Consider the following 21,684-nt stretch of genomic DNA (forward strand, 5'->3'; position numbering starts at 1 on the left):
GAGTTTAGTAGGGTAGATTTCTAGAGATACTGTTAGCACAAGCTGATCTTTTGATTTACACTAATAGTTATATCATAATTCACCGCATTTTCTGAAACAATATAAAGGGAAAATGGTTGACAAAGGTATAGAATACTAGGTATAATAAATTTTGTTTGTTTGGGAGTGATAAGTATGCAGATTCACTTTCGCAAATTAGCGAATGCCGACGAACCGTTACATATTCACGATGTTGTGGATGTCAGCGAGGTAGTCAAAGGGCGCAAGGATATTCTAACTGTTGCTCCGCTCTCAGTAGACCTTAAAGCGCTGCCCGCGGGAACCGATTGTGTGAACGTGGTGGGGAAACTGAGTGGAGATGTGGACATGTTATGTTCACGTTGTCTCACGGAGGTCAAAAGTGATTTGAACATTCCTTTTGCTGAGACTTTCAAGTGGCTTAAGCAGCCAGTTCTTCCAGATGATGACGAAGATGAGGAACTCATTTACGTCAAGGATGAGGTTGTGGATCTTATCCCGTATGTGGAAGAAAATTTCGTACTGCACTTACCGGATTCGGTATTGTGCAAGGCAGACTGTCTTGGTCTTTGTCAGAAATGCGGACAGAACTTGAACGAAGGCACCTGCAGTTGCGACAACACAGTGATCGATCCTCGACTCGCTGGGTTGAAAGACTTTTTCAAATGAAACATTACAACAAAACACATCCTGCTCTGAGGAGCAGGCTGACAGAAATATCACGAGGAGGTGGAACACATGGCAGTACCACAACGTAGAACGTCTAAAACACGCCGTGACAAACGTCGCACCCACTTTAAGTTGGTTGTGCCGGGCATGGTGAAATGTGAACAATGCGGAGAGTTGAAACTAGCTCACCACGTATGCAAAGTTTGCGGAACTTACAAAGCAAGAGAAATCATCAAACAATAGTTTCAAAATAAGTAGTACTTCACTTCGGTGAGGTACTATTTTTTTGTCCAAATCTAATAAAGATAGGGTTTGTACCTATACTTTATGTTCCGCTCAGAAGTCAATGCTTTATTTTTGCTGCGGCATGCTTTATACTACATATTAGTACCTGGTTCTAAATAATGTTTATGATTGTTTGACCTAATATAACAGCGGCCATTCAAGCGGCCGGATGCTTTCTTTAAAATATAAGGAAGTATAAGTTATACACCTATACTTTATGTCTTATATTTCTCGCTTAAACGCTTACCGTCCTTATTAGGGCGACGAAGGCGTTTACGCTTGGCATGTGCCAGGAGGTGAGCCGCTATCGAGCGGATGTCCAAGAAAGAACGTCAGCAACAGCTGCTACATATAATTGCAGGCAATCCTTTTGTAACTGATCGGGAGTTGACCCGTCAGCTGAAGGTGAGCATTCAGACGATTCGGTTAGACCGGATGGAGCTGGGAATACCAGAACTGCGTGAAAGAATGAAACAAATGGCAGAGCATTCCTATGATCAGGTGCGTTCTTTGCCTGCGGATGAAGTGATCGGAGATATTGTGGATTTACAGCTCGATAAGAGCGGGATTTCGATCTTTGAAATTCGTGAGGATCATGTCTTTTCCAGAAATGGGATCGCCCGTGGCCACTACGTGTTTGCTCAAGCCAACTCGCTTGCGGTTGCTGTGATTAACGATGAAATTGCCTTGACTGCTTCAGCCGACATACGGTTTGTTCGTATGGTTCTGCTTGGTGAGAAGTGCATTGCTAAAGCTCAAGTGCGGTCACTTGCAGGCAGAGGCGGCAAAGCAGAGGTGGACGTATTCACCTATGTCGGAGAAGAATTGGTATTTCAAGGCCACTTTATAGTGTATCGTTCCGCTAATGAAGAGTATAGTGAAGGGGGTAACCGTAGTGCTGATCGCCATTGATGCCATGGGCGGGGACAACGCTCCTGAATGTAATGTCGAGGGGGCGTTGTCCGCGGCCGCGGAATGGAAAGATACGCAGATTGTGCTCGTAGGTGACGAAGCCAGACTAGAGCCACTGCTGAAGGACAAGCCATCCAACCTGAGTGTGCGGCATGCAGGAGATGTTATTGGTTCTGATGAAGAGCCGGTTAAGGCGGTTCGCCGCAAAAAAGATTCATCCATGGTTGTAGCTGGACGTATGGTGCGTGAGGGCGAAGCAGATGCTATGATTTCGTCAGGTAACACGGGGGCGCTTATGACTACAGGGTTACTAGTAGTAGGCCGTATGCAGGGGATTGAACGTCCAGCGCTGGCACCTATGATTCCGACGCTGGATGATGTTGGCGTGCTTGCGCTTGATCTTGGCGCTAACATGGATGCGAAGCCTGAACATCTGGTGCAATATGCGCTGATGGGCAGCATTTATCGGAATAAAGTGCATGGCATTGCTAAGCCGCGGGTTGGACTTCTAAATGTAGGGACGGAGCCTGGGAAAGGCAACGAACTGACCAAAGAAGCCTATCCACTGCTGGAGAACTTGCCGGGCATTCATTTTATCGGTAATGTTGAGGCACGCGACGTACTGACAGGAAACTGCGATGTGCTTGTCTGCGATGGATTTGCTGGTAATATCCTGTTGAAGTCGCTTGAGGGTACAGCGGGTGCATTGTTCGCTTTACTGAAGGAGCAATTCAGCCGTTCTCTGAAGACTAAGCTTGGAGCGGCTATGCTGATGCCGGAGCTTAGAGCCCTGAAGGGCAAGATGGATTACAAAGAGCATGGCGGTGCACCGCTGCTTGGTCTTAGCGGGTTGGTAGTTAAAGGGCACGGATCTTCAGACGGAAATGCGGTTAAAAATGCGGTAAGACAAGCGCGGATTGCTCTGCAAGCCGATCTTGTGCCAAGTATATCCAAGGAAATTAGCGGGAAGTGAGTGACGAAATGAAACAATTGCGGCCGGTTGGGATTATCGGTACGGGTAAATATGTACCTGAGAAAATTTTAACAAACAGTGATCTAGAAAAAATAGTGGAGACTAACGATGAATGGATCGTCAGTCGGACAGGGATCCGTGAAAGACATATCGCTGCACCACATGAGGCAACTTCTGATTTAGCCTATGAAGCTGCACTTAAAGCTTTGGATTCTGCAGGCATGAAAGCCGAAGATTTGGATCTTATTATTATTGCAACGGTAACCCCTGATAGCTCCTTCCCTTCCACAGCCTGCATTTTGCAGGATAAACTTGGAGCTAAAGGTGCTGCGGCATTTGACTTGTCAGCAGCCTGCTCTGGTTTTGTATACAGCCTAGCTACTGCGGTTGGCTTTATTCAGAACGGAATGTACAATAATGCACTCATAATTGGTGCGGACACTTTATCCCGCATCACTGATTATACGGATCGTAACACCTGTGTACTGTTTGGCGATGGTGCAGGAGCAGTAATCATCGGTGAAGTTCCAGAGGGACGCGGTTTCCAATCCTTCGATCTTGGTGCTGAAGGTTCTGGAGGGAACTTGCTTAAGCTGGAAGCTGGGGGCTCGCGCTTGCCTGCATCTCAGCAGACGGTTGAAGACAAGAAACATTTCATTTATATGAATGGCCGTGAAGTGTTTAAGTTTGCTGTTCGTGTTATGGGCTCAGCTACAGAACGTGTGCTAACTAAAGCCGGATTAGGTAAAGAAGATATTGATTTGTTCGTACCGCATCAAGCGAATATTCGTATCATTCAATCTGCTATGCAGCGGCTTGACCTGCCACCGGAGAAATGTGTAATCAATGTTGATAAATATGCTAATACATCAGCAGCTTCTATTCCTCTAGCTCTAGTGGAAGCGGCGGAAGAAGGACGCATGAAGGAAGGCGACACGGTTCTGATGGTTGGATTCGGCGGTGGCTTGACTTGGGGCGCGTCCGTATTGATCTGGTAATAGAGGAAGGAGTTCTTACTTATGAGTAAAATCGCATTTGTCTTTCCCGGTCAGGGTGCACAGGCAGTTGGAATGGGTAGAGATGTATATGAAGCTCTTCCGCACAGCCGCGCGGTATTCGAAAAAGGTGATGAGGTGCTCGGATTTCCACTGAGCCAGCTGATTTTTGAAGGACCTGACAGTGATTTGAAACAGACCGTAAATACGCAACCAGCTCTGCTAACAGCAAGTGTGGCTTATCTGGAAGCATTACGTGATCAAGGGATGAAGCCGGATTATGTAGCTGGTCATAGCCTAGGAGAATACAGCGCACTGGTTGCGGCAGGCGTATTGTCCTATGAAGATGCTGTAAGACTCGTGCGTTTACGCGGTCGTTTTATGGAGGAAGCTGTTCCAGGTGGACAGGGAGCTATGGCTGCAGTGCTTGGTGCGGAGCGGGATGCTCTGGCAGAATTATGCCGGAGCGTATCCGAGGAGAGCGGCGTGGTAGAACTGGCGAATGTGAACTGCCCGGGACAGATTGTTGTTTCTGGTTCACAGGCCGGGGTTAACGGTGTTGTGCAGCGTGTTAAGGAAGCAGGCGGAAAGCGGGCTATTCCGCTGGAAGTAAGTGGACCTTTTCACTCTTCGATGATGAAGGCTGCGGCAGACCGCTTGGCAGACGAGCTGAAGAGTGTTACTTTTAATGCTCCGGCTGTACCTGTTATTGTCAATGTTACCGCAGCACCTGTAACGGATCCTGAAGAAATCCGTGAACTGCTTGTTCGCCAGGTGTACTCCCCTGTGCTCTGGCAAGATAGTATTGAATGGCTGATTGCTGATGGTGTGGATACTTTTGTGGAAATTGGTTCTGGCAGTGTTCTGGCAGGTCTGATCCGCAAAATAGACAAAACGGTCAAAGTAATCAACATTAACACGCTTGAAAGTGTGCAAGCTGTCTTGTAAGATACGTTCAAACATTGTTTATCAATAGCAATATGATCGAAAGGGGAATAAATGATGTTCTCAGCATTGCGGGGTCAAACGGCCCTTGTAACTGGTGGCTCTCGCGGCATCGGCCGCAGTATTGCACTTGCTCTCGCGGAACATGGCGTGAAGGTGGCCGTGAACTATGCGGGCAGTGAAGCAGCCGCACAAGAGACCGTGGCTCGGATTGTCGAGCTTGGCTCGGAGGGTATTGCCGTTCGTGGCGATGTCGGCAATAGTGAACAGGCCGAGAACCTTGTCAAAGAGGTTCTGAATACCTGGGGACGTATTGACATTGTTGTCAATAATGCCGGCATTACCAGGGACAACCTGATTATGCGCATGAAAGAAGAAGAGTTCGATCAAGTGATCGAAACGAATCTAAAAGGGGTGTTTAACTGCCTAAAGGCAGCTACACGCCCTATGATGAAGCAACGCTACGGGCGAATTATCAATATTTCTTCCGTAGTAGGTGTAACAGGAAATCCTGGACAAGCTAATTACTCCGCAGCTAAGGCAGGTGTCATCGGTTTAACGAAGGCATCGGCTCGTGAGCTTTCCTCACGGGGGATCACGGTGAACTGTATCGCTCCTGGCTTCATTGATACAGATATGACGCGTGAGCTCTCTGAGGAAGTGCGCAGTGAGCTTGAGAAGGGCATTCCACTTGCTCGTCTGGGGCGTCCTGAAGAGATTGCTATGGCTGTAGTCTTCCTGGCCTCTGAAGGCGCTGCGTATATGACCGGCCAGACACTACACGTGGATGGCGGGATGTATATGTAACTCTCCGTCAAGGAGAAATTACACTGTTTTAATGCTGAAATGTGAGGGATAAAGAAAGCGTTTTTGACGCTCTATGGTATTTTGAACTCATATCTCGTATAATACCAAAAGAGGAGGTGAACCGGATGTCCGATGTATTAGAGCGTGTAAAACGCATTGTCATCGACCGCTTAGGTGCCGATGAAGCTGAGGTAACATTAGAAGCGTCTTTCAAAGATGATTTAGGTGCTGATTCTCTTGATGTAGTAGAATTGGTTATGGAATTGGAAGATGAATTCGATATGGAAATCTCTGATGAAGATGCAGAGACGATTACGACCGTGGGTGAAGTTGTGAAGTACATACAATCTCATACCTAGAGTCATATGATTGAGAGTCCCGTTCCTGCTAGGGCGGGACTTCTCCTCATTTATAGAGCACTAAAGATGAATCAAAAGTTGCCTTGAGCAACTATATAAGGGATATAACAGAACCGCAGGATGGTTAATGATGCGGTTATCGCTGTTCATATAGTAGCAATTGAAAGTATATAAGTTCTGAATATAATGTATACAACCTATAGATGGGGTGATTGTGTTTGAGTCATAGAGTGGTTGTTACCGGGATGGGCGTAGTTACATCATTGGGCAAGGATTTGGAGACGTTCTGGGATAATCTTATGAGCGGCAAATCCGGTGTTTCACAGGTTGAGACCTTTGATGTCAGTGAGTATACTACGCAAATAGCATCCTCTGTTAAAGATTTCGATCCAGAGGCACTTTTTGGTCGTAAGGAAGCCCGCAAAATGGACCGTTTTGTACAATTTGCAGTGGCTGCCGGTGAGGACGCATTGCGAGATAGCGGACTTAAGATCGGTGAAGATATTGATGCCGAAAGAATAGGGGTATCTGTAGGATCAGGTATTGGCGGTCTTGGAACTTGGGAAGACAATCATAACTTGTTGCTTGAAAAAGGACCGAAGCGGGTTAGCCCGTTCTTCATTCCGATGATGATCGCTAACATGGGTTCTGGGCAGTTGTCCATTAACCTTGGTGCAAAGGGTCCTAATACGACGACAGTAACTGCTTGTGCTACAGGAAGTCACTCCATTGGGGAATCCTTCCGCTTGATTCAACGTGGAGACGCAGATGCAATGATCTGCGGTGGTTCTGAAGCGACCATTCGTCCAACAGGTATGGCTGGTTTTTGTGCTATGAGAGCAATGTCCACTCGCAATGATGAGCCTGAGAAGGCAAGTCGTCCGTTTGATGTGGATCGCGATGGTTTTGTTATGGGTGAAGGTGCCGGGATTCTTATTCTGGAATCACTCGAACATGCTGAGAAACGTGGAGCGAAGATCTATGCTGAGGTTATCGGTTATGGTCTAAGCGCAGATGCTCATCATATGACTGAGCCTGATCCAGATGGTGCAGCTCGCTGCATGAAGATGGCAATCCGGGATGCTGGTATCTCTCCTGAAGATATTGATTACATCAATGCTCATGGTACTTCAACGCCTGTAGGAGATAGATCAGAAACTGCTGCTGTTAAGAAAGCATTGGGTGACCATGCCTATAAAGTGGCAATTAGTTCGACGAAATCCATGACAGGTCACCTTCTGGGTGCTGCTGGTGGAGTAGAAGCTATTATCTGTGGCCTTTCTTTGCAAAAAGGGACGATTGCGCCAACGATTAATTTGGACAACCAAGACCCGGAATGTGATTTGGATTATGTACCAAATGTGCCTCGTAAAGCTGATCTTGATATTGTAATGTCGAATTCATTCGGCTTCGGGGGACATAACGCAACAGTTATTCTAAAAAAATATAATTAGTAAGGGGACAGTGCGGTGAAAGGAGAACTGAAGCAGTTACAACAGCAACTTCAAATCCAATTTCACGATTCTGTGCTTCTGAAGCAGGCCTTTACCCATGCATCCTATGTGAATGAACACCGTTTCAATCAGCATCAGGACAATGAGCGTCTCGAATTTCTTGGGGATGCAGTTCTGGAGTTAACGGTTTCTGAATATTTGTACAATCTATTGCCAGACCGACCTGAGGGAGAGTTGACCAAGCTGCGGGCCGCTATTGTATGCGAGCCTTCACTGGTCAAATTTGCGGAGAGTTTAGGTTTTGGCCGTTATGTACTGTTGGGCAAAGGGGAAGAACTTACGGGCGGACGTACTCGCCCGGCCCTGCTGGCTGATGTATTCGAATCCTTCGTGGGAGCGCTTTATCTCGACCAAGGACTGGAAACGGTGCGGAGTTTTCTTGATAATCACGTATTTCCTCTTGTGGAGACGGATGGGAAATTGCAAATGCAGATGACCGATTATAAGACGGAACTGCAAGAGCTAATTCAGCAGCACAATATGGGTACATTGGAATATCGAATTATAGAAGAACGGGGACCCGCACATGAGCGTGAATTCGTCTCAGAGGTGTATATGGCTAACCGTTCACTTGGTAAAGGAAGCGGCCGGTCCAAGAAGGAAGCGGAGCAGCAGGCGGCAGCAGCAGCACTTTTGCATCTGAAAGAGGACGGTGCCTGAGTTTTGCATCAAGGGGACAAGCGGAGGAGAGCAGCAAAGGTCTGAATACCGGCGTTTAGGCGGAGCTCAGACCGTTGCTGCTCTTTTTCGACAATATAAGAACTTATATGTTCCGCGTTACAAAGTATCCTTCTATTTCTCGTTTAAACATTTGCCGTCCTAATAGAGAAGGTAAGCGGAAGGCGTTTAAGCGTGAAGGATAGAATAAGGATAAGGTAGATCTTAATGGTTTTTTAGGGTACAAACGCTATGGTATAATGGGTCAGAGGTGATTGGCAAGTATGTTTTTGAAACGGATAGAATTAGCTGGTTTTAAATCATTTGCCGACAAAACAGAAATGGAGTTTGTGCGCGGTATAACGGCTGTAGTTGGCCCGAACGGAAGCGGCAAAAGTAATATTTCTGACGGCATACGCTGGGTACTCGGCGAACAGAGTGCTAAATCACTGCGTGGCGGCAAGATGGAGGATATCATTTTTGCTGGAAGTGATGCGCGTAAAGCTGTGAATTATGGCGAAGTATCACTTACGCTTGATAATGAAGATCACACACTTCCGCTGGATTTCAGCGAAGTTACAGTGACTCGGAGAGTCCACCGCAGTGGAGATAGTGAATATTTAATTAATAAGCAGTCCTGCCGTCTGAAGGATATCACAGAGCTGTTTATGGATACCGGTATCGGACGTGAAGCGTATTCGATTATCGGGCAGGGTAGGATTGAAGAAATTCTAAGTACTCGTTCCGAAGATCGGCGAGGCATCTTTGAAGAAGCATCAGGTATTGTAAAATATAAATCGCGCAAGAAAGACGCAAGTCGAAAGCTGGATGATACCGAGCAGAACCTGCTTCGTATTCATGATTTGATCAGTGAGCTTGAGGATCAGATTGGTCCACTTAAGGATCAGTCCGAGAAAGCTATCCGCTTTAAGGAACTTCGCGAACAATTAAAACATCAGGAAATTTCAGTATACGTACACCAGATTGAAGGCATTCATACCGCTTGGCAGGAAGGTAACGCTAAGCTTGAAACGTTGAAGGACGAGCAGCTGGAGCTGTCTACTGTGGTTTCGGCTCATGATGCCAAGCTGGAGAGCGGGCGCTCTGAACTGCGCACAATCGAAGCACAGATCGAGAAGCAGCAGGAGCAATTGCTGCGTTATAGCGAAGCATTTGAGAAGAGCGAAGGTTACGGTGAAGTGCTGAGGGAACGCAAGCGCAATCTGGAAAGTAATCGGGAGCAGTTAATGCTTACGTTAGGTTCGGTTGGCGAGCGTTCTGCAGATCGTCAGCGTGAAGTCGTGGATCTGGAGCTTAAGCTTGAGCAATCGCGGCTTAAGCTTGTGGATCTTCGGAAACAGATCGAAGATGAAGAGGCAAGGCTTGAAGGTGTGGCAGACGGGATTAGCCAGAGTCAGGAAGAAAAGCTCAAAAGTGCTCTTTTGGAGCTAATGAACCTTATGGCGAATGCACGTAACGAAATTCGTTACGCGGATCAACAAAAGGAGAATCTGGAACGTCGTATGAGCCGCAGTGAAGAAGAAAGCGGCAAATGGACAGCCCGGCATGAAGAGTTGTCTGCCAACCAGAAAGGGCTGAAGGATAAGATTGCCCAGCTGGGGAAGGAGCTTAGTAATCTTCGCGGGGCTTATATCACTGAAAGTGAGCAGCTCAGTAAACGTCAGAAGCTGATCGAAGAAACACAGTCCGGTCTTCGGAAATGGGAACAGAAGCGGGAAGCGCAAGTCTCTCGTCATGAGACCATGAAAGAGATGCAGGATGATTTCGACGGCTTCATGCTTGGGGTTAAAGAAGTGCTCAAGGGTGCGCGCAAAGGACAGCTCAACGGTGTGCAGGGTGCGGTTGCGGAGCTGATCTCTGTTCCGGAGAAGCTCGAAATGGCGATTGAGACTGCTCTAGGCGCATCACTTCAGCATGTGGTCATGGATAATGAGACTGTGTCCCGCCAAGCGATATCATTTCTGAAGCAGCGTCAGCTGGGACGAGCTACCTTTCTTCCGCTAGATGTTATCCGGCCGCGCCAGATTTCTGGCAGTGACCGTGGTATGGTGGGTGATGCTGACGGATTTGTTGGAATTGGTTCCGAACTCGTTGGTTACGATGATAAATATACTAGCATTATTGGCAGTTTGCTCGGCAATGTGGTTATTGCGGAGAGCTTGGAGCAAGCGAACCGTATCGCCGCTAGATGCCAATATCGTTATCGGGTAGTTACATTGGAAGGCGATGTAGTTAATGCCGGTGGTTCAATGACCGGGGGTAGCCAGCATAAGAAGAACAATAGCTTGCTCAGCCGCAAACGTCAGCTGGATCAATTAAGCAGTGAGATTGAAGAAAGCGAACGTCAAATAGTGAAGCTGAAGCAAGGCATTGCCAAACTTCGTGAAGAGCAGGAGAACGCTAGCGTGAAGCTGGAAGACCTGCGCCGTGATGGCGATGAGAAAAGACTGGAAGAGCAAAGAGTCTCCGGTGATTTGAAGCAGCTCGAGCATGAGCTTCGGCATGTGCAGGAGCAAGTGGAGAGCACTGGTGCGGAACGCAGCGGCTTTGAGAGTGAAGTACGTGCGCTTGAAGAGGCGCGGAAACAAGCCACTGCTGAGCTTGAACGCCTTGAAAAGGAAGAAAAGGAAGCCCATGAGGGCATCCGTAACGCTGAATCAGCGCGTAAAGCGAATGAATCAGCTAAGGAAGAGCTGCAAGGCAAACTGACCAGTATGAAAGTCTCGGAAGGCAAGCTCGATCAGGAGATATTCTCCCTGGAGGAGCAGTTACGTCGCCTAAGACAAGATGTGGGTTCACAGGACAAGGAGCTGCGCCAGAATCGAAATCTGTTACATACGATTGAACAGGATCTGGCTAACAATGCTTTGGAAGCTGTGAAGCAGAAGGAAGATTTGAACAGTTACCGCTTGAAGAAGGAAGAGACGACTGGAACTTTGGATTTTGCCCGTGCTGAGCGTACAGCGTTAACCCGTAAGCTGGAACTTGAGGAAGGCAAGACTAAAGATCAACGTCAGGCCCTTAAAGTAGTCGAGGACAAGCTGCGTGCCACTGAAGTTTCTGTCGGTCGACTCGATGTGGAGCTGGATAATATTCTCCGCAAGCTGAGTGATGACTACGAGCTAAGTTATGAATTAGCAAAACAGAGATACCCAGTACCTGAGGATGTACCTGCCGCACAAGCCGATGTACAGCGTTTGAAGCGCAGTATTTCTGCGCTAGGAGAGGTTAACTTAGGGGCGATCGAAGAATATCAGCGGGTCCATGAACGGTATACGTTCCTCAGTGGACAAAAAGATGATCTAGTCGAAGCTAAGACTACCCTGTATCAAGTAATCCGCGAGATGGAAGATGAAATGTCAAAACGTTTCAAACAGACCTTTGATGCGATCCGCAAACAGTTCGGGACTGTGTTCTCAAAGCTGTTCGGAGGCGGGCGAGCGGATCTCATGCTCCTGGATCCAGAACATATGCTGGAAACAGGTATAGATATCGTAGCCCAACCACCAGGTAAAAAATTGCAAAATCTGCAGCTTTTATCCGGCGGTGAACGCGCTCTAACTGCGATGGCATTATTGTTCGCTATTTTGCAAGTGAAGCCAGTTCCGTTCTGTGTATTGGATGAGGTTGAGGCTGCGCTCGACGAAGCAAACGTTGTTCGTTTTGCACAGTATTTACGCGAGTTCTCTGAACAAACTCAGTTCATCGTCGTTACGCACCGCAAAGGAACGATGGAAGAGGCGGACGTGTTATACGGAGTAACGATGGAAGAGGGCGGCGTCTCCAAGCTCGTCTCAGTACGTTTAGAGGATGAAGAAGCTGAGATTGCTTAAATCCATCAAAGAAGAGAAACTTTTAGGAGGAACCAAATGAGCTTTTTTAGAAAATTAAAAGAAAGCATTTCCGGCAAAACGGAAAGTGTAACGAAACAATTCCGCGACGGATTAGAGAAAACCCGTAAAGGTTTTGTAGAGAAGGTCTCCGACCTTATCATCCGCCGCAAAAAGATAGATGAAGAGTTCTACGAAGAGCTGGAAGAGATTTTGATTGGTGCAGACGTGGGTGTCAACACTGTTATGACTCTTGTCGAGGATTTGCGTGCCGAAGTGAAGCAAAATCGGATTGAAGATGCTGCCGAGCTGAAGCCGATTTTGTCCCGTAAGCTTATGGAGCTGCTGCGCGGAGATGATGATAACAGCCTGAAGGAAAATCCGAATGGAATTACAGTTATTTTGTTCGTTGGGGTTAATGGCGTGGGCAAGACGACTACCATCGGCAAGCTGGCTCATCGTTACAAACAAGAAGGTAAAAAAGTTCTTTTGGCTGCAGGGGATACGTTCCGTGCCGGAGCGATTGAGCAGCTTGAGGTTTGGGGCCAACGCGCAGGCGTAGATGTCATTAAACAACAAGCAGGCTCTGACCCGGCGGCTGTAATGTACGATGCGGTGCAAGCGGCTAAACAGCGCAATGTGGATATCTTAATCTGCGATACTGCTGGCAGACTGCAGAATAAAAGCAATCTGATGGAAGAGCTCAACAAAATCTTCCGTGTCATTCAAAGAGAAATCCCAAGTGCTCCACATGAGGTACTGATGGTGCTAGATGCTACGACAGGTCAAAATGCACTTACACAAGCCAAGTTATTTGGTGAAAAGAGTGGCGTCACTGGCTTGGTCTTGACTAAGCTGGACGGTACGGCTAAAGGCGGAATCGTTGTAGCGATTCGTCAGGAAATGAATTTGCCGGTGAAGTTTGTAGGTCTTGGAGAAAAAATGGAAGACTTGCAGCCATTTGATTCGCAGCAGTTCGTACATGCTCTTTTTGCCGGATTAATTGCTGAGGAAGAAGAGTCAGAAGAAGCGGAAGAGCAAGTGTAATCAGCAGCACAATATAATCATAAAGAAGTCATATTTACAAGGAATGCCCTCGAAGCTATATTTAGTTTAGGAGGGCATTCCTTTTCTTTTTTATAAAGGGTTTGTCCGTCATTTTGTAGCAACTGCTAAGCGACTTTTAGGAAGTATAAATGCATCGCGTAAGGTATCCCTTTAAATAACAGCTTTCCCTCACTAATTAGCCTCCAGAAACGATATTCTATGAATGAGGTACTGAGATACAAATTCCATTGCCCTATAATTGTGCCTACAATCAGACCTGCATTTACGTAGCCATCTCGATCCTCATACTGTTGAAGTTGCAGAATTAAAGAAAGAATTTCTTCGTCATAGTAACTCTCGGTAACATTCATAAGCTGGCTCTCAGCCCAAACTCTAAGCATTTCTTCGGTGTTGCTGATTTTTTGCCATTCTAGTTCATACTGTTTTCTTTGAGCGGTGGTGATAGGGGATGTATTTTCGGTAATTTTTATAATTTTTTGCAGAGCTTCATTTGGGAGCTGACTAAGTGCTCTGGGATATAAGCCGATTTCAAATGGAGCAGCAATCTCCCTATAAGCCTTGACTGGATCAATAACATGAATAGGTTGCGTCCTCTCACTAAGAATAGAAAGTGCAAATCGTAAACCCGTTTGATCATGGGAGTTATCTCCGCACCAAATAGTAATTTTTTTGTCCTCGGGAATTTCTTTTAAGGTCTGAATCATAGCTGCCAGTTTATGCTGGGGATTGAGATGATAACCCTGATCCGGAAATCGTTCCTGAAACCATAACTCACGGGTATGATAGCCTTCATTATTATGTAATCCACGCAACGGTCCAGCAGAGAACGTCTCATTAAATGAAAGTACTCGTATTAAGTGACGACAACCCAAATGACTAAGGGCTACCTTCATTGATCCCGCTTCAGACAGGCCAAATAACAGATAAATGTGATTCCGCCTAGTCTCTTCCTGCTCCATTGACATAGTATATTTGTGCTCCATAGGTCACTCTCCCATCGCAAAAAATTATACCATACTCAATGAATTCACATCCTCAGGCAACTATATAAAAAATACATTATATGAAAAATTCATAACAGTAATGCTTGTCACACTTCCTGCATACAATTCAATGATGAATCTACATTTCATCTCCGGCAACCTATATAAGAGAGAAAGGAAGCGATTCCAAAAAATACAAATATCAACGGAATCACATTTCTCTGTTATATATGTTGACATGAACGAGTGGATTTACGTATTATGAGAATATAAACCAATATTTTCATGGATGTTTTCTGAAATGAAAGTATAAGTTGTTAACAAAGATTACATCTATCGAAAGGAGTCGGACTCATGTCCAAATTAGATCCTCTGCCAGGTCTGTCTCCGTATCCATTACAGCATTTTTTCGATGAAATGTATGCTGATAAGAGGAATGTCCGACCGCACTACAGACATGTGAACCGCATGTTTTCCGGTATGAGCTCCGAAGAGCTGCAAGGGAAGCAAAATTTAATGCAGCGTAGGATGATGGAAGAAGGGATTACCTTTACGCTTTACAATCCGGCTCAGGATCATCCTATGGAGCGAACGATCCCCTTCGATATGATTCCACGTATAATCCCTAAGAATGAGTGGGAGAGGCTAGAAGCTGGAATTATTCAGCGTATCACAGCTTTGAATTTATTCATTCATGACATTTACCATGAGCAATACATTGTTAAAGATGGCATCGTCCCTAGGCGTATGATTATTTCCAACTGTTACTTCCGGCCAGAAATGTCAGGTCTGCGAGTGCCCGGTGGAGCTTATATCACCACCTCAGGAATCGATCTTATCCGCCACCACGATGGGCATTATTATGTACTTGAAGACAACCTGCGAACACCCTCCGGCTTTTCCTATCTTTTTAAAGGCAGAACCCTTATGAATCAATTGTTTCCTGAATTATCCTTTGCCAGCTCCATCCGAGATGTAGATCATAGCTTAAATCGCTTCTTATCCGTGCTTCGTAGTCTATCTCCTTCAAGAAGGTCAGATCCGGTTATAGCACTCCTAACGCCTGGAGAGTACAATTCTGCATATTATGAACATGCTTTTTTGGCACAGCAGATGGGTATACATTTGGTCGAAGGACGAGATTTGGTAACAAAGGATCACAAAATATATTTGAAAGAAATGAACGGACTACGTCGCGTGGATGTGCTGTATCGTCGGTTGGATGATGATTACATTGATCCGCTAGCCTTTCAACCTGATTCTTTACTGGGTGTGGCAGGACTTATGAATGCGTATAGGGCAGGCAACATAGCGATTGCTAATGCTCCGGGAACCGGTGTTGCAGATGATAAAGCGATGTATGTCTATGTACCGGATATGATTCGTTATTATCTGAATGAAGAGCCGATCCTTGGTAATGTGCCGACGTATTTGTTGTCCAGACCTGATGAACGCCTGTATGTTCTTGAGAACCTATCCGAAATGGTTGTTAAAGAAACCTCGTTATCCGGAGGATATGGGATGTTGATCGGAAGTGAGGCGACCAAAGAAGAATTAGCGGAGTTCCGAATGAAAATTATTGCCGATCCGGACCGTTATGTGGCACAGCCAATTATGTCCTTGTCCAGAGCACCCGTATTGTCGGGAGGCACTATGGCACCCCGGCATATCGATCTTCGGGCTTTTGTATTAATGGGCGCAGACCGGAAGCCGCATGTTATACCTGGTGGATTAACACGAGTGGCTATGAAAGAAGGTTCACTAGTTGTGAATTCCTCGCAAGGCGGTGGCGTAAAGGATACTTGGGTTATGGCTTGATCTATTATCTTGTAAGCCTTGATTGTGAATCAAAAATATGCAGCATCAATTTGGAGGATAAAGGAGTGGCTAAAGATGCTGAATCGAAATGCGGAGGCTTTATTCTGGATCGGCCGATATATTGAAAGGGCAGAGAATCATGCGCGGCTAATCAATGTACATTATCATATCCAGCAGGAAGAGGATTTTCAAGAAGAAGGACATAAATGGTCGAGGCTTATCGATGCATTAGGAGTTCGAAGTGAATATTTGCAGCAGTTCGAAACCTTTTCTGAACAGGACGTGTTATCCTTTATTACACTTGATTTAGGCAATTCGAACTCATTATTCTCTTGCGTACATCATGCTAGAAATAATCTTCGCACACTGCGCCAGCATCTTCCAAGTGAGTTATGGGATATCGTCAACAGCTTTAATCTATGGCTTGGGGAGAGGTCAGTCGCTGATATTATGAGTGGCCCACATCATTTCTACCAGCAGGTGAAGGAACGTGCAGCTATGTTTCTAGGAGCAGAACAATCCGTAATGCTTAGGGGAAATGAATGGCATTTTATAGAGAGCGGCCGTTTTCTGGAACGTGCTGAGAATACGACGCGTATTTTGCAGGCAGTTATTGCCTCTTGCCGTTTTAAAGAGCTTAATGCAATTTATATTCAGTTACAGGCTGTGCTGAAATCGGTAAGTGGTTATCAGGCGTTTCGCCGTTATTATGCAGATGCTATGTCACCGGAGAGCATTTTAGATTTTTTGATCGCAAATCCCAAGTTCCCACGTTCGATCCGCTTTTCTTTTCATCAGCTGGAAGAACATTTAGCTAGGCTTGAATTAGATTCCTCAGAAAAAGGCTCAGGTCATGAGAAGGTCATCCGTCAAGCAGGAAAGCTGAAGGCAGAGCTGGATTATATGGAGAAAGAGGAAATGTCCGGTGAACTGGTGGAAGATGTGCTCCAATCACTCGTAATATCTTGCCAGAGACTGGGCAAAACGATGGAGGGCGCCTTTTTTCGGCGAGAAGGAGTATCTGTATGAAGATTCAAATCAATCACACCACCACATACAGTTATCCAGAGCCGGTTACGGACAGTGTCAATGAAATCAGGCTTACCCCACGCACCAACTATCGGCAATCCTGTTATCACCATGAGGTTGAAGTATCCCCGGCAGCTAATCTATTAACGTATGAGGACTTCTTCGGTAATCGTGTGCATGCCTATTCGGTTAATAAGCCGCATACGGAAATGGTCATTCATACTAAAGCTACTGTAGTAACGCTGGATAAAGCCCAGGGTACCGATCTTCCGCGAACCAGCCTTGAAGAGCAAGTTAAACTATTAAATGATGAAAAGTTTCAGAACCGTTATATTGAGTTTATTTTGCCTACCCGTTATACCGAGGTGACTCCTGAATTAGTGGAGTTCGCCTCTCAGTACCCTTTTAGTGAAGCTGAGGATATGTATGAATGGATTTTGAAGTTATCTTCGACAATTTATGAACAGTTCACCTATGATCCTGAGGCAACAAGCGTAAATACAACGGTAAAAAAAGCCCTGAAGCTTAAGCGGGGGGTCTGTCAGGATTATGCTCATCTTATGATCGCTGTCTGCCGCAGTGTGGGTCTGCCTTCTAGATATGTTAGTGGATATCATTTTGTCGGTGATCTACAGAGCAGTAATGCTAATTTCGAGCAGGCTTCACATGCTTGGGTGGAGACCCATATTCCGGGCACGGGCTGGCTTGGTTTTGATCCGACGAATAATGTTGAAGTGAACTGGCGTTATATCAAGCTGGGTCATGGACGGGATTATAAAGATATAGTACCTGTAAAAGGGGTATATCGCGGCGGAGCAGGCACACTAACTGTAAAAGTGGACGTACGCAAGCTGGATAACTGAATTGAAATAATTGAAACATCGAACCGAACATCGAACATCGAACATCGAAAAAATCAAAATAATCAAAATATTCGAAACAAACTCTCCGCTCATCTTATTGAATGGAGAGATTTTTTGTGTGGTGTGCCTAAATTCTGAAGATTTATGAACGAGATGATTCCATTGCAGGTCTATTTGGGTAATCTTGATCCATAGTACGTATCTTACAGACATTAGAGGAGAGATTACATATGAGCCCAAACATATCTAAGAAACAAAGATTTATTGGAAAAACAGCGATAATAACCGGAGCGGGCTCGGGAATTGGCCGTGCTACCGCTATCAAACTGGCGCGGGAAGGTGCAAGTGTAGCATTGTTCGATTTAAATCTTGAAAGAACCTCTTCCTTGGCAGAAAAGCTTAATAAGTTTCGAAAGGATTGCGCGCTGGCCATAGAGGTAGATACTTCGGATGAGAAAAAGATGGAGGAAGCCGTACGTTGTACGGTGGAACAATTCGGAGGGGTGGATGTAGTATTTGCTAACGCGGGAATTAATGGCGCTGTGGGCCCGATAGAAGAACTAAGCTTGAGCGACTGGGAGCGTACGATGTCGGTGAACTTGACGGGGACTTTTTTGACTCTGAAATATACTATTCCTCATCTGAAAGATAAAGGGAAGGGCAGTATTATTATTACTAGTTCCATTAATGGGAACACTAGATTTGCCAGCTTTGGGTGGTCTACTTATAGCACTACCAAAGCTGGACAGGTGGCTTTTGCCAAAATGGCAGCTCTCGAGCTTGCTAAGTTTAAGATTCGTGTAAATGTGATCTGCCCTGGAGCTATTGCTACGAATATAGATGAAACCACTGAAATGAGCGAGGATGTTGAAGCAATCGTCATTCCGATTGAATTCCCTGATGGAGCGCAACCCTTGGCGGATGGACCGGGCAAGCCGGATAATGTGGCTGATCTCGTTGCTTTTCTGGCTTCGGATGAATCTATCCATATTACAGGTGCGCAAATCGTGATTGACGGCGCGGAGTCCTTGTTATCCTAATTTCGAGATCGCTTCCCGGTATTGCTCGTACCATTTATTCCATTCGTCTTTCCGTGACTCCAGCGTCGTGCCTTCCAAAAGATGCTGGATCACTTCTAGACAAACATGCCAGCCAGCAAGATCTCGTGGTGTATGCGGGGTAAGCGTTTGTAGTGTTTCGTTCAAGATGAGTAAACAGCCTTCTGAATTAGGGTACAACTCAAAACGAACAAGATCCTCAGCCCAAGTAAACTCAAAAATAGATTGATGCTGCAGAACGGTAATTTCCATATCCACAAACATTCCGTTTTGCATATCAAACTTTATAAGTCCGCCTTCACGCAGGTCCTCGATTTTTAATTCAGAGAACCATAAGGCGAGCTTCTCATTTTCGGTCAAATAGGACCAAATCTCAGTTGCGGAATGCTTTAACTGGCGTTCAAAACGAGCGACATAATGTTGATCTTCTTTTTGGATGTTAGCTAACATTTATATTCTCCTTTGGACTACTGTGGTAGTCCTTTTTTGTTGAGTTGAGGCTCATAAGAAAGAGTATAGCAATCGCCTGCGTTAATTGCACGATCCGGCTGTGTGACTGAAGATTAACTTATAGGGTATAGAGGGCGATGAAATAGTGGGAGAAATAAGGTCACATGCAGTCCACGAGCTCGATTTGCGTACGGCGGGGAAAAGCGAGTGAAGATAGGGATAAGTGCGTGATGAGGGTGGGAAGGGAGTGTGGACAGGGATAAATGACTGATGAATGGCGGAAGTAAATAGTAGCATCTACGGTGGTGAGGAAACATCGGCGTTGCGGACTGTATTGCAGCTATTTTGAGTTTTTGGTTTGATTTTTGATCGTATCGGACCGCATAGCTCTTATCGCTGTGATTTTGAACAAAAGTAGGGTGTGTTTGAGCGAATAGCTGCAACTGAGTCCGAAAGCAGAGAAAAAAGGCTTGAATTTGTGAAATAAGGCCATCTGAGTCCGAACGTTACATGGTGGTGAGGAAACATCGGCGTTGCGGACTGTATTGCAGCTATTTTGAGTTTTTGGTTTGATTTTTGATCGTATCGGACCGCATAGCTCTTATCGCTGTGATTTTGAACAAAAGTAGGGTGTGTTTGAGCGAATAGCTGCAACTGAGTCCGAAAGCAGTGAAAAAAGGCTTGAATTTGTGAAATAAGGGCTGCTGGGTCCGAACGTTTCATGGTGGTGAGGATGCATAAGAGTTGCGGACTGTATTGCAGCTATTTGGAGTTTTTGGTTTGATTTTTGATCGTATCGGACCGCATAGCTCTTATCGCTGTGATTTTGAACAAAAGTAGGGTGTGCTTGAGCGAATAGCTGCAACTGAGTCCGAAAGCAGAGAAAAAAGGCTTGAATTTGTGAAATAAGGCCATCTGAGTCCGAACGTTACATGGTGGTGAGGAAACATCGGCGTTGCGGACTGTATTGCAGCTATTTTGAGTTTTTGGTTTGATTTTTGATCTTTTCGGACCTCATAGCACTTATTGCCGCGATTTTGAACAAAAGTAGGGTGTGCTTGAGCGAATAGCTGCAACTGAGTCCGAAAGCAGTGAAAAAAGGCTTGAATTTGTGAAATAAGGGCTGCTGGGTCCGAACGTTTCATGGTGGTGAGGATGCATAAGAGTTGCGGACTGTATTGCAGCTATTTGGTATTTTTCGTGTGTTTATTCGAAGTATCGGACCGCATAGAGCATATCGCTGTGATTTTGAACAAAAGTAGGGTGTGTTTGAGCGAATAGCTTCAAGTGAGTCCGAAAGCAGAATAAAAAGGTCTGAATTTGTGAAATAAGGTCATCTGAGTCCGAACGTTACATGGTGGTGAGGAAACATCAGAGTTGCGGACTGTATTGCAGCTATTTGGTATTTTTCGTGTGTTTATTCGAAGTATCGGACCGCATAGCACTTATTGCCGTGATTTTGAAGAAAAGTAGGGTGTGTTTGAGCGAATAGCTTCAAGTGAGTCCGAAAGCAGAATAAAAAGGTCTGAATTTGTGAAATAAGGGCTGCTGGGTCCGAACGATCTATGGCGACGAAGATGTAATGAATGTGTAGTAAAGGATGTAGTATACGAGCAAGAGCTCGTGGTTCCAAACGTTTCACGGTGGCCAGTGTGTGCTGACGTTGCGGTTATGGACTTTGAATATACATTGTGTACGATAGGATAGTTACGGAGTTCGAGTTATTCAACTGTGTGACGTGGGACAAGGGGCATTTGAGCAATAGCTCACCACAACTATAGTTAACGGCATAGGCAAGGTCTGAGAAAGCATTCCAGCACCTTGATGCAAATCCTAAGTCTTTTATGCTAAAATTAACGCAATTCCGTAAAATATACTTTTGCTTAGGCAGGGTAGTTAATAGTGTGGCATTGGTGAAGGAGGCTGCGTATATGGGGATGATGTCTTGGTTAGCTGAGCAGCGGATTCAGGAGTCTATGCGTAACGGGGAATTTCGAGATTTACCTGGGCATGGCAAGCCGCTGGAGCTCGAGGATTTATCGGGTGTGCCGGAAGAATTGCGTATGTCTTTTAAAATCATGAAGAACTCCGGACTGGTGCCTGAGGAAATCTCTCTGCGAGCTGAATGTGTTACGTTGGAAGGATTGCTAGCGGCGTGTCATAATAGCGGAAGTGTAGAAACCAATGAGGGCAAGGCTTTGCGGTCAAAACTGTCTATGAAAAGACTGCGTCTACAGGAGTTATTGCGTGAACGCGGCTTGGATAGTAACCCTGCTTTTATACAATACAGTGCTCAAATACACGAACAGATGATAAAGGAAGAGGAATAATGCTGGTTACGTTACTGCCTAAATGCCTACAGTCATTTGGACATCAGAATAAATAGTGTAAAATAAAAAGGCATCTCTTGGTCGTTTTAGACAGAAGAGC

Annotated in this window: 19 protein-coding genes; 17 read left to right on the top strand and 2 right to left on the bottom strand. The window is 45.6% G+C overall.

Annotated features, from left to right (window positions below; translation table 11 throughout):
• Nucleotides 1–174 precede the first annotated feature (174 nt).
• The 12 genes from MKZ09_RS15775 to ftsY all read left to right on the top strand — a co-directional run bounded on the left by MKZ09_RS15775 (nt 175) and on the right by ftsY (nt 13,032).
• Complete coding sequence (locus MKZ09_RS15775; RefSeq protein WP_076138634.1) at nt 175–687, top strand: YceD family protein; 513 nt, start codon at nt 175–177, stop codon at nt 685–687.
• 69 nt (nt 688–756) lie between these two features.
• The gene (rpmF, locus tag MKZ09_RS15780; RefSeq protein WP_019911234.1) at nt 757–930 is read left to right on the top strand and encodes a 50S ribosomal protein L32; all 174 of its coding nucleotides are present in this window, start codon (nt 757–759) and stop codon (nt 928–930) included.
• Nucleotides 931–1,287: 357 nt separating this feature from the next.
• Nucleotides 1,288–1,884, top strand: a complete 597-nt coding sequence (fapR, locus tag MKZ09_RS15785) for a transcription factor FapR (RefSeq protein ID WP_036686484.1) — start codon at nt 1,288–1,290, stop codon at nt 1,882–1,884.
• Entirely contained in the window at nt 1,868–2,857 is a 990-nt protein-coding gene (plsX, locus tag MKZ09_RS15790) for a phosphate acyltransferase PlsX (protein WP_076138633.1), read from the top strand. The genes fapR and plsX overlap by 17 nt, the downstream gene beginning before the upstream one ends.
• A gap of 8 nt (nt 2,858–2,865) precedes the next feature.
• Nucleotides 2,866–3,855: a beta-ketoacyl-ACP synthase III gene (locus tag MKZ09_RS15795; RefSeq protein WP_139329841.1), complete on the top strand. Its 990-nt coding sequence runs from the start codon at nt 2,866–2,868 to the stop codon at nt 3,853–3,855.
• Nucleotides 3,856–3,876: 21 nt separating this feature from the next.
• Nucleotides 3,877–4,800: an ACP S-malonyltransferase gene (fabD, locus tag MKZ09_RS15800; RefSeq protein WP_076138632.1), complete on the top strand. Its 924-nt coding sequence runs from the start codon at nt 3,877–3,879 to the stop codon at nt 4,798–4,800.
• A 54-nt stretch (nt 4,801–4,854) separates the two neighbouring features.
• A complete protein-coding gene (fabG, locus tag MKZ09_RS15805; RefSeq protein ID WP_076138631.1) occupies nt 4,855–5,604 on the top strand; it encodes a 3-oxoacyl-[acyl-carrier-protein] reductase in 750 nt (249 codons plus the stop codon).
• A 125-nt stretch (nt 5,605–5,729) separates the two neighbouring features.
• Nucleotides 5,730–5,963 (top strand): acyl carrier protein, encoded by a 234-nt coding sequence (locus tag MKZ09_RS15810; protein WP_036686493.1) that lies wholly within the window; start codon nt 5,730–5,732, stop codon nt 5,961–5,963.
• 218 nt (nt 5,964–6,181) lie between these two features.
• Nucleotides 6,182–7,417 carry a beta-ketoacyl-ACP synthase II gene (gene fabF, locus MKZ09_RS15815; RefSeq protein ID WP_076208540.1) on the top strand — a complete coding sequence of 412 codons (1,236 nt, stop codon included), beginning with the start codon at nt 6,182–6,184 and terminating at the stop codon, nt 7,415–7,417.
• A 15-nt stretch (nt 7,418–7,432) separates the two neighbouring features.
• Nucleotides 7,433–8,137, top strand: coding sequence for a ribonuclease III (rnc, locus tag MKZ09_RS15820; protein WP_038570606.1), 705 nt, complete (start codon nt 7,433–7,435; stop codon nt 8,135–8,137).
• Between the two features lie 281 nt (nt 8,138–8,418).
• Nucleotides 8,419–11,988: a chromosome segregation protein SMC gene (smc, locus tag MKZ09_RS15825; protein ID WP_076208539.1), complete on the top strand. Its 3,570-nt coding sequence runs from the start codon at nt 8,419–8,421 to the stop codon at nt 11,986–11,988.
• Nucleotides 11,989–12,024: 36 nt separating this feature from the next.
• Complete coding sequence (gene ftsY, locus MKZ09_RS15830; RefSeq protein ID WP_076138629.1) at nt 12,025–13,032, top strand: signal recognition particle-docking protein FtsY; 1,008 nt, start codon at nt 12,025–12,027, stop codon at nt 13,030–13,032.
• 125 nt (nt 13,033–13,157) lie between these two features.
• On the opposite strand, the gene MKZ09_RS15835 is transcribed toward ftsY, so the two are convergent.
• The gene (locus MKZ09_RS15835) at nt 13,158–14,036 is read right to left on the bottom strand and encodes a DUF1835 domain-containing protein (protein ID WP_076138628.1); all 879 of its coding nucleotides are present in this window, start codon (nt 14,034–14,036) and stop codon (nt 13,158–13,160) included.
• Nucleotides 14,037–14,390: 354 nt separating this feature from the next.
• On the opposite strand from MKZ09_RS15835, the gene MKZ09_RS15840 reads away from it, so the two are divergent.
• The 4 genes from MKZ09_RS15840 to MKZ09_RS15855 all read left to right on the top strand — a co-directional run bounded on the left by MKZ09_RS15840 (nt 14,391) and on the right by MKZ09_RS15855 (nt 18,786).
• Nucleotides 14,391–15,854 carry a circularly permuted type 2 ATP-grasp protein gene (locus MKZ09_RS15840; protein WP_036686502.1) on the top strand — a complete coding sequence of 488 codons (1,464 nt, stop codon included), beginning with the start codon at nt 14,391–14,393 and terminating at the stop codon, nt 15,852–15,854.
• Nucleotides 15,855–15,929: 75 nt separating this feature from the next.
• The gene (locus tag MKZ09_RS15845) at nt 15,930–16,883 is read left to right on the top strand and encodes an alpha-E domain-containing protein (RefSeq protein ID WP_076104260.1); all 954 of its coding nucleotides are present in this window, start codon (nt 15,930–15,932) and stop codon (nt 16,881–16,883) included.
• On the top strand, nt 16,880–17,746 hold the full coding sequence (locus MKZ09_RS15850) for a transglutaminase family protein (RefSeq protein WP_076126126.1): 867 nt from the start codon (nt 16,880–16,882) through the stop codon (nt 17,744–17,746). The genes MKZ09_RS15845 and MKZ09_RS15850 overlap by 4 nt, the downstream gene beginning before the upstream one ends.
• A gap of 230 nt (nt 17,747–17,976) precedes the next feature.
• Nucleotides 17,977–18,786, top strand: a complete 810-nt coding sequence (locus MKZ09_RS15855; RefSeq protein ID WP_076138626.1) for an SDR family oxidoreductase — start codon at nt 17,977–17,979, stop codon at nt 18,784–18,786.
• Here the strand turns inward: MKZ09_RS15855 and MKZ09_RS15860 are convergent.
• Entirely contained in the window at nt 18,778–19,254 is a 477-nt protein-coding gene (locus MKZ09_RS15860) for an SRPBCC family protein (protein ID WP_076208538.1), read from the bottom strand. The two genes, MKZ09_RS15855 and MKZ09_RS15860, sit on opposite strands and share 9 nt — an antisense overlap.
• Before the next feature lie 1,931 nt (nt 19,255–21,185).
• On the opposite strand from MKZ09_RS15860, the gene MKZ09_RS15865 reads away from it, so the two are divergent.
• Nucleotides 21,186–21,584 (top strand): DnaJ family domain-containing protein, encoded by a 399-nt coding sequence (locus tag MKZ09_RS15865; protein ID WP_076135216.1) that lies wholly within the window; start codon nt 21,186–21,188, stop codon nt 21,582–21,584.
• Nucleotides 21,585–21,684 lie beyond the last annotated feature (100 nt).

Origin of the sequence: Paenibacillus sp. FSL R5-0908 (assembly GCF_038006245.1) — a bacterium.
GTDB lineage: Bacteria > Bacillota > Bacilli > Paenibacillales > Paenibacillaceae > Paenibacillus_AQ > Paenibacillus_AQ odorifer.

Coding starts and splice junctions, on each gene's coding strand:
- MKZ09_RS15775 (WP_076138634.1), top strand. CDS start 175: ATGCAGATTCACTTTCGCAAATTAGCGAATGCCGACGAACCGTTACAT.
- rpmF (WP_019911234.1), top strand. CDS start 757: ATGGCAGTACCACAACGTAGAACGTCTAAAACACGCCGTGACAAACGT.
- fapR (WP_036686484.1), top strand. CDS start 1,288: ATGTCCAAGAAAGAACGTCAGCAACAGCTGCTACATATAATTGCAGGC.
- MKZ09_RS15795 (WP_139329841.1), top strand. CDS start 2,866: ATGAAACAATTGCGGCCGGTTGGGATTATCGGTACGGGTAAATATGTA.
- fabD (WP_076138632.1), top strand. CDS start 3,877: ATGAGTAAAATCGCATTTGTCTTTCCCGGTCAGGGTGCACAGGCAGTT.
- fabG (WP_076138631.1), top strand. CDS start 4,855: ATGTTCTCAGCATTGCGGGGTCAAACGGCCCTTGTAACTGGTGGCTCT.
- MKZ09_RS15810 (WP_036686493.1), top strand. CDS start 5,730: ATGTCCGATGTATTAGAGCGTGTAAAACGCATTGTCATCGACCGCTTA.
- smc (WP_076208539.1), top strand. CDS start 8,419: ATGTTTTTGAAACGGATAGAATTAGCTGGTTTTAAATCATTTGCCGAC.
- ftsY (WP_076138629.1), top strand. CDS start 12,025: ATGAGCTTTTTTAGAAAATTAAAAGAAAGCATTTCCGGCAAAACGGAA.
- MKZ09_RS15835 (WP_076138628.1), bottom strand. CDS start 14,036: ATGGAGCACAAATATACTATGTCAATGGAGCAGGAAGAGACTAGGCGG.
- MKZ09_RS15840 (WP_036686502.1), top strand. CDS start 14,391: ATGTCCAAATTAGATCCTCTGCCAGGTCTGTCTCCGTATCCATTACAG.
- MKZ09_RS15845 (WP_076104260.1), top strand. CDS start 15,930: ATGCTGAATCGAAATGCGGAGGCTTTATTCTGGATCGGCCGATATATT.
- MKZ09_RS15850 (WP_076126126.1), top strand. CDS start 16,880: ATGAAGATTCAAATCAATCACACCACCACATACAGTTATCCAGAGCCG.
- MKZ09_RS15855 (WP_076138626.1), top strand. CDS start 17,977: ATGAGCCCAAACATATCTAAGAAACAAAGATTTATTGGAAAAACAGCG.
- MKZ09_RS15860 (WP_076208538.1), bottom strand. CDS start 19,254: ATGTTAGCTAACATCCAAAAAGAAGATCAACATTATGTCGCTCGTTTT.
- MKZ09_RS15865 (WP_076135216.1), top strand. CDS start 21,186: ATGGGGATGATGTCTTGGTTAGCTGAGCAGCGGATTCAGGAGTCTATG.